The sequence below is a fragment of the Segatella copri genome (assembly GCF_019249655.2).
Taxonomy (GTDB): domain Bacteria; phylum Bacteroidota; class Bacteroidia; order Bacteroidales; family Bacteroidaceae; genus Prevotella.
In genome coordinates, this window is the sequence record NZ_CP137557.1 from 566,803 (window position 1) to 584,141 (window position 17,339).

Genomic DNA, 17,339 nt, shown 5'->3' on the forward strand with positions numbered 1-17,339 from the left:
GGCACTCGCCATTAGCGATGCCTTCTCACCTTTGCCATCTTCAGCGGACTGCTCTTGTGAATCATAGGAGCATGCTGATAGGTTCCAGCGGTGCGCTGGTCGCCATTTCCGCCGAAGGTACGGCTCTCCACGATTCCTGCATCTCGCTTGTCGTTCTTCACGAAGTCTTCGAAACTGTAGGTTTCTCCTGCATACGCCTTGATGCGCTTCACGATACTCTCACGGCTGATGGTGCTGTAATAAGGAATATCATTGTTCATGCAGGAGTTCGGCTCCGAACGGAAGACGCCTCGGTTGTGCATGTAGCCTCCCTCGTAAATATCCACGATGTCGCTATAGCGGTCGTCGAAGATCAGATGGCTCCAGCCCACGCTGTGCATCTTGCCGGTAAGTTCAAGATTGTCGTACCAGCCGAGCGACTTGGCTCCGTTGAATTCAAGAACGTGACCACAGCAGGTACAATCGCAGAAATCAATGAAGGCATTGTGATAAATGTACTCATCGCCCAACTTTCCGAATCCGTGACCGCCTGCCTCATGCTGGATGACACCACGGGTATCGAGCGGATAACCGTAGGTACTCTGAGGACAGAAGGCTATTGCCGAACCGTCTTCCCACATCTGGCAGATGCCGCCGTAATCGGTAGAATTAGGAACGATGATGATCAGCGTCTGATTCAGATTGCCCTTGTTCACGGTTGGAGCACCCAAAGCATAACTGAATACTTCGTCATAGTCAGCCTTCAATCCTACGCCACCGGTAAAGGTGGTGTTGAATCTGTTGTAGCGGATGGTATTCACGGTTCCCACGCCCGATTCTGTAGAAAGCGGAATGGCTGTATAGACGTTGAAGTAATCACGGTAAGTCTTGTAAGGTTCAATACCGAAGAAATACTCTACTTCCTGCTTGATATTCTTCAGATATTCGCCGCTGGCAATATCCTTTGCGTTAAAGCCATCGCCGAGCAGAACGATGTTGATTCCACCCTTGTTGCCCTTGGTAGCCTTCTGCAGGGTAATCCATTCGTCCTCGCCATATTCATAGCCATACTGAGAAACGCTGCATTCGTGGGTATAGTCTTTGTCTTTCAGTCGGAACACCACCTTTCCATCACGGCTGTCGGCATTTTTAGACATTCCCTTGATGGTCAAGGTTACTTCTGTCTTCTTGTTTCCGCTGGTTGGAGAAACCTCGCACCAGTCTGGCTTGCTGGCTACTTCCCATTCGCCTTCGGCGTTAACCACCAGTTTCTGCTTATGCTCCGTGCTCAAGGCGCAGGCAACAGATGGTCGGCAAACGAGCTCGTGGTGGGCAGCGATGCGCTTGAAGTCGCACCAGCCGCTGGCTGCTTGATACTGAGCGATGGCTGATTCTGGGACTTCAAGGGTGAAGTTGTCCTTGGCTACGCCATTGAAAGCTCCGCTCTCAATATGGGCAGGCATCGTTCCTTTGCATCGTATAGATGTAATCCCGAAACAATCCGAGAATGCGCCTTGACGTATTGTCTCCATAGATTCTGGGAAGATAATACCTTCCAACATTTTACAGTTTGAAAATGCACTTTCACCGATACTTTCTACTTCATTAGGAATATCAAGAACTCCCATCAATCGCCAATTGTTGGCAAAAGCATTGCTACCGATATGGGTAAGGGTAGATGGTAATGTTAAGGTTCCAGAAAAATCATTATTACAGAAGACGTTTTCCGAAATGACTTTTAGACTTTTGGGCAAGTGTAATTCGCCTTTGAAATGACAGTCAGCAAAAGCATCGTTTGCAATATTTGTTATACCATCATGTAAAGTTAATGTTCCGTTAAAACCACAGTTATGAAATGCTTCAGATGGTAGGGCTGTAATACCTTGTGGTATTGATAATGAGCCTGAGAATCCAGAACAGTAACTAAACGCACAATTACCCATTCTCTTAAGTTTTGCAGGTAATCTTAATTCACCATATAATCCACTACACCCAGAGAAGCAATATCCTCTAATTAATTCCAAATTATCTGGCAAAATTAAATTTCCTGTAAGATTTCTACAATTTTGAAATACGCCTCCATAATAGTCAGTTCCTTCATCACCCATGTCATCTTCGCCTCTATTTCCTAATTTTTTTAGAGTAGATGGGAGAGATAAGATTCCATTTAGACCGATGCATCCGTTGAAAGCTCCACGTTTAATTTCTGTCACACCTTCAGGGATTATAAGAGAACCTGACAGATATTTGCAGCCGTAGAACGCATTTGAACCAATAGATTTTAAAGTGTCAGGAAGAACTATTCTATTGAGACTATTACTTCCTCCCACAGTCTGAATGAAATAGAAAGCACTATTTGGAATTTGATCATCCATATTCTCTTCATTCTCTTCGTTCTTTCCCCATCCTTTGATTCGAACTTCTTTCAAATTCAATGCTGACAAACGGAGCATAGAATCTCTCATGAAGTAGAAATCCTTTGCATTAATCTGTCCTGTAATCTTGAGATTTCGAACCTGAGTATAGTCCTTATTAGCCGCAGTAATGGCATTCTTCAAACCTCCAGGAGTAGAGTTGATGACAATATACTCCTTCGCCGTAGCATCATGGCTTACCAGATCATTCTCCCAAGGAGTGATGCTTTCGCTAACCAAAGTAAGCTTATAAGTGCCGCTTCCTGCCTGCTTATCCACCTTGATACCGAAGTTCATCATCTTGCCTGCCACGTAGGTAAGTGCCTCGTTCTTAGTGAACTTATAAGGCACACCACCGATGGTGATGCTGAAGAGGGTAGTGCCGGCTGCCACGGTTTGAGGAACCACGATGGTGCGCCACTCGTCGTTGACACGAGATGGAATGGTCATAGTGCTCTCTGCACTTCCGGCTGTCTTGATTTCGCCGGTAGAAAGGTTGATGCTTGCCTTGCGAGCCACATTGGCTGTCAGGACTATCTTCTTGGTATTCGCCCATTCGCCCTCGGCAAAACCGGAACCCTGAATCAGGGTAACACGGGCATTAGACATGCGATGAGCCAGAGGCAAACGGATAACGCTGGTGGTAGGAGCCACATCGGACACCTTCCCCCAGAGGAAATCGCTCGCTTCGTAACCACCCATCTCACCCTCTGACGTTGTGGTGCTCTGGTCCTTCTGCACTTCAAACTGATAGTCCTCGATGCTCTCAGGGTTGGCAAAAGGATAGTAGCCATACACATCAATATGAGTATGCTTGTCTTTCCAAAAAAGATCGTAGGCAGAACTCCATTTATAGTTAGGCTCATCAAAGGTGTGGCGCACATTATCGCCACGGTTGCCGCTAACCTTCAGGGTTCCAGGAGTATTGCCATCGTAATCTACGATGTAAACACCCATCACGTCGCCATTGCAGAAACCGTTGTCGTTGACGCGGGTCACGGCAATCTGGTCGATGTCGCCCGATAGCTGGATGCGGTTGCTGTCATGCTGTTCGCTGCTGCCGAAGAAATCATCGCTACAGCCTGTGAAGAGCATGGCTACCAAAGCCACCATATAATATAATAAGGTGTGCTTGGAAATATGAATTGTTCTCATATCGTCTTTGTTTAAGAGTGAATCTTTTTATTCTGCTGTGCCTCCGTAGTCGATTCCGTCGTCTTCCCACTTGGTGATGTTCACATTCACACCATTGCTGGTCTTGCTCAGGGTTACGGTAAACTTATGCTTCTTTCCTGCTTCGAAGGCGGTGAAGTTGGCAGCCTTCTTCAGTTGGTAGTTTCTGCCATCCACGTTCACGGTGATGAGTACGCCTTCGCCTGCAGCTTGCGGAATGATGAGAGCCTTATAGTTGTTGCCCTCTTCCTTCAGCGGAGTAAGGTCGGCAGCATCGCCCTTGGCAGTCAATTCGCCAGTTACGAGATTGGCGGTAGCCTGGGTCTTCAGCTGGTTAATCTTTACGCTGATCTTTGCCTTGCCCAGCGATTCCTCTGTAAAGCCATTGCCTGGCTTCAGGGAAATGGCCATCTGGCTCATCACGTGCTTCGCATCGATCTTCACGGCATTCTCGGTAGGAGCCACATGGGTGGTCTTGCCTATCAGCAGATCGCCTGCCTTGTATTTCTCGGTTGTGCTCTGGTCTGCATTCACGCTCCATACCAGGGCAGTTACATCGCCGATAGTGGCGGTGTATGGATAATACAGATAGAAGTCGGCAGGGGTGGTGTTGTCTTTCCAGTAGATAGGAGAGGCTGGAGTCCATGTGCCGTTATAGGTAAACTTCATGTTGTCCACATGATTGCCTGTTGCCTTGAGGGTGGCTGCAGAACCGTCTGTATTGTAGTTGACTACAAACAAACCGATGTTGTCTCCTTCCTCGAAGGAGTTGTTGATGACCCGTGTATCAACAGAGGTGCTGATATGGATAGGCAACTTCTTGCTCTCTTGACCTGTTGATGGAATTGGGTCGCTGCTGCTTCCCGATGAGCATGCTGCAAGAGCGAGTAGGCTACATGCTAAGATTCCGAATTGCTTCATTGCTTTCATTTGTTCGTAGTTTAAATTATTAGTTTATGATTTTTGCTTGCAAAGATAATGAAAAATGGGAAACTATACAAGTTCATAATGGTTCATTTCTGATTTTTCTTTCATGATGAACCTCAATTTGATACAAATAAGCGGAAAATATAACAAAACAGAACCCCAAACAGGCTTTATATTCCTATTTGGGGTTCTGAAATAACATGTTTATTTGATAATCTGCTCTATATCCTCGATGCTGCGGTTGAACGGACCGTTGTGCTCCAGCTTGATGGTGCACATGGCTGCAGCAAACTTGCCTGCTTCGGTAGGGGTGGCACCCTGCAGTCGCTTGTAGAGATAACCTGCCGAATACGTGTCGCCGCATCCTGTGGCATCCACCACCTCGTGAGGAGGATAGGCGGGAATCTCATAGAAGGTGTCATCTACATAAATCAGAGAACCCTCGCTGCCCAGGGTGATGATTACCTCGGTAACGCCCCACGAATGGATGAGCTTGGCTGCCTCCCGGGGATTCTTCAGTCCCGTGATGGTCTCCATCTCCGTTTCGTTCACCTTTAAATAATAGGTGTGCTTCAGCACCTCCAGCTTCTCCTTCCAGTCGATGGGATAAACCTTCTCGTCTCTCACCTCGCGCAGATAACCCTGCACGTCGATGGAAACCCTGCCGCTGCGTGAGAGGAACTCCACTACCTCTGGCGAGAAATCATCGCTCAGCAAACTGCCCAGGTGGTAAACCTTCGCCTCCACCTTCTCCAGCTGCCTGATGGTAAAAGGGTCTGCCTTGGCAAGCACGCGCTGCTTGCGCTTGTTCTGGTCTTCCTCGTAGATGTTCTCGAAGAACACCGTGTTGCGGGATGGGTTCAGGGTGACTTCGATGCCAGCCTGGCGCATCTTCTCTATCGGTTCAGTTTCTGTAGGATCCATTGCCGTAACCAGCGAGAAACTTACGTCCTTGGGCAACTGGTTGATGGCGTAGGCAAAATAAAAAGAAGTGCCGCCTGCCATGTAAACCGTGCGGTGGGGAGTAACAATCTTATCCTTCGTTACGTGTCCAATACAACAAATATCTTTCATCATTTTTATTTTAAAACGCCTGCAAAGTTACAAAAAATCTTCGACTCAGGGCAACGTCTCTTCTTTTATTTCTACTTTTGTTGGAATTATTGGGAAGAAAAGAACATTTTTCTTTTGTAGAATACTTATTTTAATGTACCTTTGCAGCCGAAATAGAATAAACGAACATTATCTCGGGAATTGAAATTTAAACAACACTATGTGGTTTGATAATTTAATCAACGTGCATTCGGCGGTGCAAGGCATCGTCATTCTTTCATTGATCTGTACTTTGGGACTTGCCCTCGGCAAGCTCCATGTAAAAGGTATCTCCCTCGGCATCGCCTTCGTCTTCTTCGTGGGCATCGTGGCGGGCCATCTCGGACTCTCCATCGACCCTGACATGCTGGAGTTTGCCGAGAGCTTCGGACTTACCATGTTTGTATACGTGCTGGGACTCTATGTGGGCCCTAACTTCTTCGGCTCCATGCGCCACGAAGGCATCGCGCTCAATCTCTGGAGTCTGGCGGTCATCGTGGTGGGAACTCTGTTTTCCCTCCTCCTCTGCCTGGTGCTGCCCGTAAGTCTGCCTGATATGGTGGGCATCCTCTGCGGTGCCACCACCAATACGCCAGCCCTGGGTGCTGCCCAGCAGGCATTGCAGCAGTTGGGCTTGCCTAGCGGCGGAGCGGCACTTGGCTGTGCCGTCACCTATCCGCTGGGTGTAGTGGGCGTCATCCTGGCGATGATGTTCCTGCGCAAGCTCTTCGTCAAGCCGGCTGACCTGGAAATCCGACGTGCCGATGAAGACGACCATACAGCCATCGGACAGTACGTCATCGTGAACCCGGCACTCAATGGCAATACCATCGCCGAAATCTCGATGATGACCCATCGCAAGTTCATCATCTCAAGAGTATGGAGAGGCGAACAGGTCATCGTGCCGGAAGCTGATACCGTGCTCCATACCAACGACAATGTGCTCGTGGTTACCAACAAGGATGAGGCAGCTGCCATGCAGATTCTCTTCGGAAAGAAGGTGGATAAGGAGTGGAATAATGATAAGGTAGACTGGAATGCCATCGATGCCAAACTGGAAAGCCGAATCATCGTGATGACCCGTCCGGGACTCAACGGAAAGCGACTGGGAAGCCTCCAAATGCGCAACACCTATGGTGTGAACGTGAGCCGAGTGCTGCGTGGTGATATCCGACTGCTTGCCACCGACGACCTCCGACTGCAATACGGCGACCGCCTTACCGTGGTGGGCGACCCAACGAGCATCGACCACGTGGAGCAGTTCCTGGGTAATGCCGTGAAGACGCTCAACGAGCCTAATCTGGGTGCCATCTTCCTGGGAATCATCCTCGGTCTTGCCGTAGGAACCATTCCGCTTCATATTCCGGGCATGACGGCGCCTGTGCGTCTGGGCATTGCCGGCGGTCCTATCGTGATGGGTATTCTCATTGGTGCCCTTGGTCCTCGTGTGCAGTTTATCTCTTATATGACGCGAAGTGCGGGTTTGATGCTGCGCGAACTGGGTCTTGCTCTCTATCTGGGCTGCTTGGGCTTGTCGGCTGGTGGACAGTTTTTCGAGACGGTGATTCGTCCCGAGGGTTTGATGTGGGTAGGCATCGGTTTCCTCATCACGGTGGTTCCTGTGGTCATCGTGGGCTTCATCATCCTGAAGACCAAGAAGTATGATTTCGGAAGCATCTGCGGAATCCTCTGTGGAAGCATGGCGAATCCGATGGCACTCACCTATGCCAACGAGACGCTGGATGGCGACACCCCTAGCATCAGCTACGCCACGGTGTATCCGCTGGGAATGTTTATCCGAGTCATCATCGCCCAGGTTATTATCATGTTCTTTGTATAATAGACTTTGTATAGTAGACTTTATATAATAGACTTTTTTATAGCACAAAATTTTCCCTTAAGGCTAAATATTATTACCCTTAAGGGAAAATATTTTTTGCCTTAAGGGTAAATAAAATCAGCCTCTCGCTTGATGTTGATTTCCTTCCCCGTAAGAGGATGCTCGAAGGTAATCTCCTCGGCATGGAGATGAAGGCGGCTTGCCTTCTCGTTGCCATAGAGCGGGTCGCCAAGGATGGGAGCATTCAAGCCTTCGTGGTGGGCACAATGCACACGGAGCTGATGGGTCCTGCCCGTCTTGGGATAGAGTGCCAGGCGGAGATGGGTGGCATCGATGCGATCCAGAACCTCATACTCCGTAATCGCCTCCTTGCCCTGATCATGATTCACAATCTGGCGGGGACGATCCAGATAATCGGGCATCAACGGAAGGGAAATCTTCTGCTTTTCTGCGGAAATAGAAGATTTTCCTTCTTCCTTCAATTCTTCTTTCTTTGCTTTTTCCCAGATTTTATCGCAGGCTTTCTGATCCTTGCATCCGATGATGGCAATGTATTTCTTCTGAACCCGATGGTGAAGAAACTCCTTCTGCAGACGATGGTAAGCGAAATCTGTCTTGGCAATAATCATCAGACCGCTCGTCGCCATGTCGAGACGATGGACTATCAGCGGACTGCTTGCTGCTGGATATTTCTTCCGCATGATGGAATAGACGGATGGCTGGGATGAATCCTTGCCCGGCACAGACAGCAATCCCGAAGGCTTGTAGATGACAGCCAACTGGTCGTCTTCATATAAGATTTCCAAAGCCTGCTTTTCGGCAATTTTAGAATCAAATACCCTATCCGGCAGCATCCAATGCAATATCGGCTTGCATTTGCCATTACAGGCAGGATAGAACTGCAGATGATGGCGAATCTCCTCCTTTGGACTTTCGCCCCACCAGAACATCGCCATCTGCAAAGGCCTGTAACCATGCAGGTAAGCATATTGCAGCAGTTTCGGTTCGCAGCACTCGCCACTTCCGGCTGGCGGCACCATCTTCAGGGCAGCTATTCTGTTCGTTACAATGGTGGATTGCGGATAATCCCTGAGGGCTGCATCCCTGAAAATCTCCAGCAGGTCCTTCATCTTGCCTTCATGATTCTGCATGCGGAACTGCGAGAACAACCATTGCTGCAAGGCATCAGATAATGTCTTGCGCAGTTGCTTCAGGCGAAGAATATCCGCTTGAAAGACTTCATATTCCGTTTCCAGGGTAGTCTTTTCGGAAAGCGATTTCTTGAGTCGGCGCAGTTCAGCCTTCATAAACTGGCTTTCCTTCACCATCTCAGCCTCTTCCTCCGGGGTAAGATTTCCTGTCTTTCTCCGGGCATCACGCTTTGCCTTCGCCTCCTTCATCTTTTCCTGATAGGCAGCGATGGTCTGCTTCCGCTCTTCCTGCAGTTGCAGGATGAGGCTCTTGGCTTCCTTTATATGCTCATTGCCCTCCAATTGCTTGATTCTCTGGTTGATATCGGATATTTCAGCCTCATGGGTCTTGAAATATCCGTCGGGCTGCAGATAGTCGAATACGGCTGGCACAAAGTCATCCCAGTCGCTTCTTCCGCCTATCTGTCCGCTATAGGCTGCAAGATAGCCTATTTCTGAGGCACCAGGTTCCGGTTTGGCATTCTCAACGATGAGTACGCCAAACATTTTTCCTTTATCTATCTCCTCTCGCCAGTCTTCACGCTCAGATAGATAGGTTTGCAGCTCCTTGCATACGGCGATGCAAAGAGGATGAGGCTGATAATCGAGCGGATTGTTCATGCGCTCGGGAATGTCGATGCCTGATAACAGGGCTTGGTCTATGGAATGCAAAATCATACTGCAAAGTTACAAAAAAAAGTGCAGAAGTCTTGGTTTATCCACGGAAAAATCTTACTTTTGCATAATAAAACGAAAAATTAGTAATGAATGACAAGAAATAGCAATATATTCTATCACCTCGTCGCCTTCCTCACGGTGGCGATTTGGGGTACCACCTTTGTCGCTACCAAGGTGTTGATGCTCAATGGGCTTTCGCCAGCCCAGATCTTCACCTTGCGCTTTTCCATCGCCTACGTGCTGATGCTCTGCTTCAACCATCGCCGCTTCCTTGCCGACTCGTGGAAGGATGAGGCCAAGATGGCACTGCTGGGTATTACGGGCGGTTCGCTCTATTTCTACAGCGAGAACGAGGCGATGAACTTCACCACCACCACGAATACTTCGCTCATTGTGTGCTCCTGTCCGCTCTTCGCCACCCTGCTGGTGCGTATGGTCTATAAGGATTCCTCCCGCATCCACATCGTGCAGCTGCTCGGTTCGCTGCTGGCTTTTGTGGGAATGATCATCGTGGTGCTGAACGGCAGATTCGTGCTCCATCTCTCTCCGGTGGGCGATGCCCTGGCGTTTACGGCTTGCATGTGCTGGGCGATTTATTCGCTGCTGATGAAGTCGGTGAGCAATCATTATGGGGCGGCATTCATCACCCGGAAGGTGTTCTTCTATGGTGTGCTGACCATTCTGCCCTATTATCTCTTCATTCCGGGATTCCCGCCGATAGAGGTCTTCATCCGTCCGCAGGTCTTCGGCAACCTGCTCTTTCTGGGCTGTCTCGCCTCCATGATCTGCTTCCTCACCTGGAACTGGTGCATCTCGAAACTGGGAACGGTGAAGGCTACCAACTGGGTGTATTTCAACCCTATCACCACCATGATATTTGCGTCGTGGGTGCTCGACGAGAAAATCACCCCCTATTTCCTGGTGGGCGCCACCTGCATCCTGCTGGGCATGTATGTGGCAGACAAGAAAACCAGGGAAGAATCGTGAAGAAAAGAATAAAGAAAAAATAAAATAATAAAGGAGAATTGTAAAGAGGTGGAATGATGTCCTCACCACCTATGTTCATTTAACCGCTTGTTCTTGAGGATAGACAAGCATGGAACTAACTGGTATGAAAAAGAATAATTTCTTATTGGTATCTTTTTTGGCTATGGCAATGACCTTTTCCATGGTGTCTTGCAGTAGCAGTGATGATCCTAATGTCCCAGGTACAGAGAATCCGGGTGGTGGCACAGAGAACCCTGGCGGAGGAAGTGATAATCCTGGCGGTGGCAGCGGAACGGCAGATATGACCGCCGCACAAGCCAAGCAGAGTCTGGAAGCTACAGCCCAGGAATTGTTGGGCAAGATGAACGTGAGTGATTTGCAGGAGTTCAAGAACATGATTGATGGCGTTGAGTTCGAAGAAGACGATGCCGTGTCTCGTTGGTTCGAGGCATGTAGAGATGCTTCTGTGGTTTCAAGCAGCGACTATGGTACCAAATACCTGATCATTGCATCTAACTTCGTAGGTGAGTTTACGCTTCAGAACGGAGTGTGGAAACAGACTCAGAAGGGTGGCGATCATCTTTCTTTCATCTTCAACGACAAGCAGGGCAACAAATGCGTGCTTACCTTGAAGGCCAGCAAAGAGGGTACGAAAATTCATCACGATTGCTTCGACGAAGAGGATGGCTATTGGGATGGCTACAAGTGGCAGGAGTATAAAGACGAATATCGCCTTTTCTTGCCTAAGAAGATGGAACTTACTCTAACTAGAAATGGCGAGGTAAGAGCCATGACCACGGTTGAAACCCAGGTGAAGACCAGTGGTGAGATTGACCTGACCAAGGATGAAGTAGAGATTACTTCCACAGCTCAGGTTGGTGCTTATAAGGTAGTGGTTAACAAGGTGGCTTTCAAGGCAGGAAAGTCGGCTGAGGCTAAGGCAACTGTCTCTAAGGGTAACGAAACGCTGATTACGGTTGCTGCCAGTGCTACGGGTTCTATCGGCAATGATTTGCAGGGATCTTACGGCAAGGTTTCTGTGTCGGTTGACATCTTGGGTAAGGCTAAGGTGATTGCTACGCTTTCGGATGTTGATCTGCTGATTCAAAACCTTGACAAGGCGGGCAGTAATGATGAAAACGAGGCGCAGTTTAAGCAGTATCTTGAGAATGCCAACAAGCTGATTGATGCCAAGTTATACCTCAACAACAGCTCAAAGAGCAGCTCTAAGGTTTATCTCGCACCTGTAGACGATGGCTATGGCAACTACCACTATTGGTATGCTGAGCCATGGTTGGAATTCTCTGACGGTTCCAAGTATTCTTACTACGATTACTTCAACGAGAAGTCATTCAAGAGTGTCGTGGATAAGGTGCAGAGCATCGTGGACGATTTCATCAGAATGTATAATTAAGAGAATTCATTATTTCTATTGTTGAATTATCAGGGAATTATTTGATAGTGAAAAGAGTTTTCTGCATATTTATTTATGTAGCATTCTGCATATTTAAGGGCGTGTCGGCTGAATTGACCGACACGCTCAATCATTATGGACTTCAGGATGTGGAGATTCGGGGCAAGCGCCTTCGCTCTCAGTTGAGGGAGATAGAGGGTGCCAGCATCATCAACATGCAGCTCATGGATGATATGCCTCATATTCTGGGCAATGCCGACCCTATGCATTATGCCCAACTCTTGCCTGGGGTACAGACCAATTCTGAATATGATGCCGGTCTGCATATCCAGGGATGCGATAATTCCCATAATTCTGTTTCCCTCGGCGGTGTACCTATTTATAATGCGGCACATCTGCTGGGTTTCTTCTCCATCTTCAATGCCGGACATTTCAACGAGATGAGTCTGCTGAAATCTCCTGCTTCCGCTTCTTTTCCCAATAGGCTTGGGGGTAGCGTGGATATGTTGACCCCTACTTGGCTTGGGGCAGAAGATAGTCTTTCGGCGGGTGGTGCACATGGTGAACTGTCGGTAGGTCCGATGTCTTCGCAGGGTACTCTTCGCTTGCCTCTTGGCAGACGCTCCCTGCTTTTGCTTTCAGCTCGTGCCGCCTATCTCAATCTGCTCTATTCCAAGTGGCTTGAGGTAGATGGCGATGAAGTGAAGTATGATTTCTCCGATTATAATCTCTCTTATATCACCCAGATTGATGATGCCAATGTGTTGAAACTGGAGGGCTACTGGGGATTTGATAACATGAAATTGGGGCAGGCAAGTCATGGCTTGCTGGGCAAACTGAAATGGGATAATACGATGGCAGCACTCCATTGGTATTCGCGTTCGAAGGAAACTTCGGATGAAGGAAAGAGTGATTGGACGATGGAGCAGACGGTATATTATTCCCGCTATGCCAATCGCCTGAACATCGATGAATATTCCTTCCAGGTAGGAATGCGTTCCTATATCTTCGATTTTGGATATAAGGGAAATCTTTCCTGGGGAAGATGGAAGATGGGTGCTGAAGTGATTCGCCATCAATTGTTGCCGCAAAATGTCGGAATATCGGGTAATCTGGCTAATTATCAGTCTGATACACAGCGCCAGAAGGCGATGGAAACCAGTGCTTATCTGCAGTATTGCCAACCTTTGGGTGAAAAGCTCCTGATGGAACTGGGAACAAGGGCTTCGGGGTATCATTGTCAGAAATCCTACTATCGGGTGATGCCTCATCTTAAGTTTGATTACAATCTGTCGCCATCGGCAAAGCTGAATCTCAATCTGGGTATCCGGAACCAATATCTTTTCCAGACAGGTTTTTCTTCAGCAGGACTTCCTACGGAATTCTGGTTTGCTGCCGATGCGGACCATCGTCCGCAGTATGCCTATCACGTAGCCCTGCAGGGAGAGTTCTGGTTTGCCGAGAGGGAATATCGGTTGAGTGTTGAAACTTACTATAAATGGCTGAAGCACCAGATGGAGAATAGCAGCAACATGTTTGACATACTCTTCTCTTCTTATTCCTTTGATGGATCCCTGTTGCATGGCAAGGGCTACAACTATGGCTTGAATCTTCTTCTTGAAAGGAGAAGGGGAAAACTCACGGGATGGTTGAGCGCTTCCCTGGGAAGAGCCATGCGAAAGTTTGATGGCGCACAATATCAGGGATGGTATCCTGCCGGACATGAACGTATTTACGAATTGAATGCCGTGGCTATTTATCGCATTAACCGCCGTCTCAATTTAGGGGCAACCTATGTTCTGGCATCCGGAACTCCTTATACAAAAGTGAATTACGCCTATCTGATGTCGGGTAATATCGTTACGGAGTATGGATCTCACAATGGAAACAGGGTTAGTCCTTATATGCGACTCGATTTGTCGTTGAGTTATGATTTCGTTGCCAGGGGAACCCGTCGCAGTGGCATTAATTTCTCTCTCTACAATGCAACCCTGCATGGAAACGATTTGTTCTACCGTATCAAGGTGTATGATAATCACGTGAGATATGGTTCTTTCAAGTTCCTGATGCCCATTATGCCATCCATCAATTATTATTATAAATTTTAATCAATTCGGTTATGAAAATCAGTCGCAGTTACATCGTCATGATAGTCTTGTCTTTATCTTTTCTGTTGGGAGGATGCAGTCAGGATGTTTCCACTTCCAGCCAGTCGCAACTGGTGGTTGAGGGGTGGATAGATGCAGGTGGCTTCCCAGTGGTAAAGTTGACCCGCACGATACCGTTGAGTGATGATGCGTTGTCGCTGGATAGTCTTTCCCGTTATATGGACCGTTGGGCAAAGGTCACCATTTCTGATGGCGAGAGAACAGAGGTATTGGCGGGGCGATATGATAAAAAGTATTTTCCACCTTTTATATATACCACTTATGATATGCGTGGCGAGGAGGGCAGGGAGTACAGCTTGCGGGTTGAGGCTTCGGATGGCAAGGTGGCTGAAGCCAGAACCCGCATACCTGTGTCGGCAAAGATAGATTCATTTCGTGTAGAGCCTACGGATGTGGACAGTCTTTTCCAGCTTTATGCTTATACTTCTTATCGTGGAAAGTGCAAGCTTTTTACGCAGGTGGTTGGTAAGCAAAGGGAAATGTCGTCAGCAGAGTTGGGGCTTTTTGATGATGGGATGATAGGAGAGGATGGCAAGTTGTCCGTGAAGCGTGGCAGGGATAATCTGCAGAAGAATTTCACCCCCTTTTTCAAGAAGGATGAGGTTGTAAGGGTAAAGTTATCCACCTTAACCGATGAGGGGTATGCCTTCTGGCGCAGTTTCGAGGATATGCTGGCATTATCCAGAATTCCCCTGATGCCAGTGAATACCAATCTGGAGTCGAATGTGCATGGTGCCCTGGGCTATTGGCAAGGCTACGGCTCCAGCTTTTATGAAGTGAGGATTATGGTGGGGGAATGAAGGGGAAAAGGACCTGGTGATTTTTAATGTTTTAGATTCTTCAGGAATCTGATAGACTTATAAAAAGGAAGCGACGAAATGCAGATAATGCGTTTCGTCGTTTTCTTTATCCAAGAAAATCTTTACTCCAATATTCTTTCAAATAGCATTTTTTATTCGCTACCAATTTACTACTAAAAAACTCAGAATGCCTTATTTTACAAGTTTTGGGGTGTTCAGAATGCCTTATTTTGCTAAAAGTTAGTGTCCTTCAGGGAAGTACAAGTATGTAGGAACACATGCTGCACCAGCCTCTGCCGCCCTCATTTTCTGGGCTTTCGGACGAGGACAGGTTCAGGCGGCCATGAAAAAGTTTGCCGATTTGGCGTTCAGGATAATACGGGAACAGCAAAAACGGAAATAGGAAATCTGGCAAATCGCTATGGTTGTGTATTCATGACATTTTTTCATTTTAATAATTGACTGAGATTTTCGTTTTGTAACAGACTGATATTCTTTTTATTACACGTTTCCTAGCTTTTAATATGCCGTATTTTACACGTTTCCTAGGTTTCGTAATCCTGTATTTTACACGTTTCCTAGGTTTCAGATGGTGCAAAAATACACATTTCCTAGGATAACGCCATGTTTTTCCTTGCTCAAACAAAATGAAGCCGTTTGAACATTATTTTTAGCGCAATGAACACTTGGGGTGACCAAATGGGCGCAAATCACCAAAATGCCCGTTGCGCATTTCATATTTTTTTAATATCTTTGCACTTATTTAGTTAATTAAGTAGAAATAAAGATATGCAAATTATGAAGAAAAATGTAGTGTTACTCTTAATGTTGCTGGTTCCCTTTTGGGCCGTTGCTCAAGCGAATAAGGAGAATCTGAAACGGGCGCAGGCCATTCAGGCAGATGATAGTTATATCTGTGGTTTGGGACATGGTTCCAATCTGAAGCAGGCGAGTAATAGCGCTTTGGCTGCTTTGGCTGGCCAGATTTCAACTACCGTTGAGTCTAATTTCACTTATCTCATGACCAATGAGAGCCAGGGGCAGAATGTCAAGACCAATACCAAGGTGGATAACATTATCAAGACCTATTCGCATACCACTTTGCGCAACACCACAGAGTTGGTCATCGAAGATGAGCCTAATGCCACCGTTCTCAGGTATATCAAGAAGTCGGAACTTGATAAACTGTTCGAGCAGCGTAAGATGAAAGTGATGGAATATGCATCTAATGCCGAGAAATATGAGAAAGACGGCAAGGTGGCTGATGCCCTGACCAGTTATTATGCTGCCTTGGCATTGCTGCGCAGTTTGCCTGATGGAAGCGAACTGAAGATTCGTCTGGGGTTCAGTGGTGAGCAGCTGCTGATGCCTCTGATTTCAAAGAATGTAAATGATATTCTTAATAATATCTCTATTTCGACTGAATCAATGGAAGATGACGGTGACGAGCGAACCATGGTTATCAATGTGCTTTATAAAGGTAAGCCGGCTACCAATTTTAATTATACATATTATAATGGACAGGGCAGATCTGATGTCTGTTCTGCCAAGGATGGCATGGGCGATATAACGATACCTAAATCGTTGAATCTTAACAAGCTGGATGTGCAGGCAGAGTATATCTGTGAGGATGAAGCTAACTACGACAGAGAGTTGTGTGAGGTACTCGACAATACTTCGGCTGTTCCTTTCCGTACGGCACATCTGAAGTTGGAAAAAGACAAGAGCATCAAGCCTGTGATGGCTAACAACAATCAGTATCAGGCTGTTTTGGCTCCATCTACGGCCGCATTGAATTCAATTCCTTCTACACTGGGAGATGGCGAGGTGTCTCCTTATCTTGCCACGATGCAGAAGATAGAGGTTGCCATCAGAGAGAAGAACTATGCTGGAGTAAAGGATTGTTTTACAGCCGATGGCTATGCGATGTTTACCAAACTCATCAACTATGGAAAGGCCAAGCTTCTGAGAGCTCCTCAGCTTACTTTCCAGAAAAATGGTGAGGAAGTAATCTGTCGCAGTTTCCCGATGAGTTTCTCTTTCCAAGGTAATCGCCGTACTTTCGTGGAGGATGTGGTTTTTCATCTTACCCATGATGGAAAGGTTGATGAGTTGGCCTTCGGACTCAACAAGGCTGCTGTGGTTGACATCATGCAGAGAGGATCCTGGAGCGATGAGGCCAGAAAGGTTATGGTCAACTTCCTGGAGAGCTACAAGACGGCGTATGCCCTGAAACGTCTGGATTATATCAGTAGCATTTTCTCTAATGATGCGCTGATTATCACGGGTTCTATCGTGAAGAGTTCCGGTAACAGGGAAGTGGGACCTACCAATCTGAAGCATGTGAAATATACCCGCCAGACCAAGGCGCAGTATATGAAGAGCCTGAAGGCGTGTTTTGCCAGCAATGAGTATGTGAATATTCATTTTGCCGATAATATCATCCGCCGTTCTGCATCTAATCCTAATATCTATGGCATCCAGATTAAGCAGGATTATTACTCGTCATCTTATGGTGATACGGGTTATCTCTTCCTCCTGATAGATTTCGCGAATCCGAAATTGCCTATCATTCACGTAAGAACCTGGCAGCCAGATAAGGATCCGAATGCACGAGATGGAAGAATCGGTATGCAGGATTTCCAGCTGTAGAACTCTATTGAAAGAATATTGATAT

10 protein-coding genes are annotated in these 17,339 nt (G+C 47.2%); 6 read left to right on the forward strand and 4 right to left on the reverse strand.

The features are described 5' to 3' along the window. Nucleotides 1-11 precede the first annotated feature (11 nt). The 3 genes from KUA49_RS02315 to KUA49_RS02325 form a co-directional block, all read right to left on the reverse strand. Nucleotides 12-3,548 carry a fimbrillin family protein gene (locus KUA49_RS02315; protein WP_218411984.1) on the reverse strand — a complete coding sequence of 1,179 codons (3,537 nt, stop codon included), beginning with the start codon at nucleotides 3,546-3,548 and terminating at the stop codon, nucleotides 12-14. Between the two features lie 27 nt (nucleotides 3,549-3,575). Beyond that, on the reverse strand, nucleotides 3,576-4,487 hold the full coding sequence (locus KUA49_RS02320) for a fimbrillin family protein (protein ID WP_218411985.1): 912 nt from the start codon (nucleotides 4,485-4,487) through the stop codon (nucleotides 3,576-3,578). Nucleotides 4,488-4,697: 210 nt separating this feature from the next. Then, on the reverse strand, nucleotides 4,698-5,567 hold the full coding sequence (locus tag KUA49_RS02325) for a PfkB family carbohydrate kinase (RefSeq protein WP_218412014.1): 870 nt from the start codon (nucleotides 5,565-5,567) through the stop codon (nucleotides 4,698-4,700). 199 nt (nucleotides 5,568-5,766) lie between these two features. Here KUA49_RS02325 and KUA49_RS02330 point away from each other — a divergent pair, with 199 nt between their 5' ends. Then, nucleotides 5,767-7,425, forward strand: a complete 1,659-nt coding sequence (locus KUA49_RS02330) for a putative transporter (protein ID WP_218411986.1) — start codon at nucleotides 5,767-5,769, stop codon at nucleotides 7,423-7,425. 101 nt (nucleotides 7,426-7,526) lie between these two features. Here the strand turns inward: KUA49_RS02330 and KUA49_RS02335 are convergent, their stop codons facing one another. Continuing rightward, nucleotides 7,527-9,293 carry an RluA family pseudouridine synthase gene (locus KUA49_RS02335; RefSeq protein ID WP_218411987.1) on the reverse strand — a complete coding sequence of 589 codons (1,767 nt, stop codon included), beginning with the start codon at nucleotides 9,291-9,293 and terminating at the stop codon, nucleotides 7,527-7,529. Between the two features lie 90 nt (nucleotides 9,294-9,383). Here KUA49_RS02335 and KUA49_RS02340 point away from each other — a divergent pair, with 90 nt between their 5' ends. The 5 genes from KUA49_RS02340 (at nucleotide 9,384) to KUA49_RS02360 (ending at nucleotide 17,314) form a co-directional block, all read left to right on the forward strand. Next, complete coding sequence (locus KUA49_RS02340; protein WP_218411988.1) at nucleotides 9,384-10,280, forward strand: DMT family transporter; 897 nt, start codon at nucleotides 9,384-9,386, stop codon at nucleotides 10,278-10,280. Between the two features lie 163 nt (nucleotides 10,281-10,443). Then, a complete protein-coding gene (locus KUA49_RS02345) occupies nucleotides 10,444-11,694 on the forward strand; it encodes a hypothetical protein (RefSeq protein WP_318331662.1) in 1,251 nt (416 codons plus the stop codon). A 101-nt stretch (nucleotides 11,695-11,795) separates the two neighbouring features. After that, nucleotides 11,796-13,802 carry a TonB-dependent receptor plug domain-containing protein gene (locus KUA49_RS02350; protein WP_218411990.1) on the forward strand — a complete coding sequence of 669 codons (2,007 nt, stop codon included), beginning with the start codon at nucleotides 11,796-11,798 and terminating at the stop codon, nucleotides 13,800-13,802. A gap of 11 nt (nucleotides 13,803-13,813) precedes the next feature. Beyond that, entirely contained in the window at nucleotides 13,814-14,662 is an 849-nt protein-coding gene (locus KUA49_RS02355; RefSeq protein ID WP_218411991.1) for a DUF4249 family protein, read from the forward strand. A 798-nt stretch (nucleotides 14,663-15,460) separates the two neighbouring features. Continuing rightward, nucleotides 15,461-17,314: an LPP20 family lipoprotein gene (locus KUA49_RS02360; RefSeq protein WP_218411992.1), complete on the forward strand. Its 1,854-nt coding sequence runs from the start codon at nucleotides 15,461-15,463 to the stop codon at nucleotides 17,312-17,314. Nucleotides 17,315-17,339: the final 25 nt, after the last annotated feature.

Bases quoted from the DNA above. Each gene is read 5' to 3' on its own strand.
- KUA49_RS02315 (WP_218411984.1), bottom strand. From the start codon at position 3,548: ATGAGAACAATTCATATTTCCAAGCACACCTTATTATATTATATGGTG.
- KUA49_RS02335 (WP_218411987.1), bottom strand. From the start codon at position 9,293: ATGATTTTGCATTCCATAGACCAAGCCCTGTTATCAGGCATCGACATT.
- KUA49_RS02345 (WP_318331662.1), top strand. From the start codon at position 10,444: ATGGCAATGACCTTTTCCATGGTGTCTTGCAGTAGCAGTGATGATCCT.
- KUA49_RS02330 (WP_218411986.1), top strand. From the start codon at position 5,767: ATGTGGTTTGATAATTTAATCAACGTGCATTCGGCGGTGCAAGGCATC.
- KUA49_RS02360 (WP_218411992.1), top strand. From the start codon at position 15,461: ATGAAGAAAAATGTAGTGTTACTCTTAATGTTGCTGGTTCCCTTTTGG.
- KUA49_RS02355 (WP_218411991.1), top strand. From the start codon at position 13,814: ATGAAAATCAGTCGCAGTTACATCGTCATGATAGTCTTGTCTTTATCT.
- KUA49_RS02340 (WP_218411988.1), top strand. From the start codon at position 9,384: ATGACAAGAAATAGCAATATATTCTATCACCTCGTCGCCTTCCTCACG.
- KUA49_RS02325 (WP_218412014.1), bottom strand. From the start codon at position 5,567: ATGAAAGATATTTGTTGTATTGGACACGTAACGAAGGATAAGATTGTT.
- KUA49_RS02320 (WP_218411985.1), bottom strand. From the start codon at position 4,487: ATGAAGCAATTCGGAATCTTAGCATGTAGCCTACTCGCTCTTGCAGCA.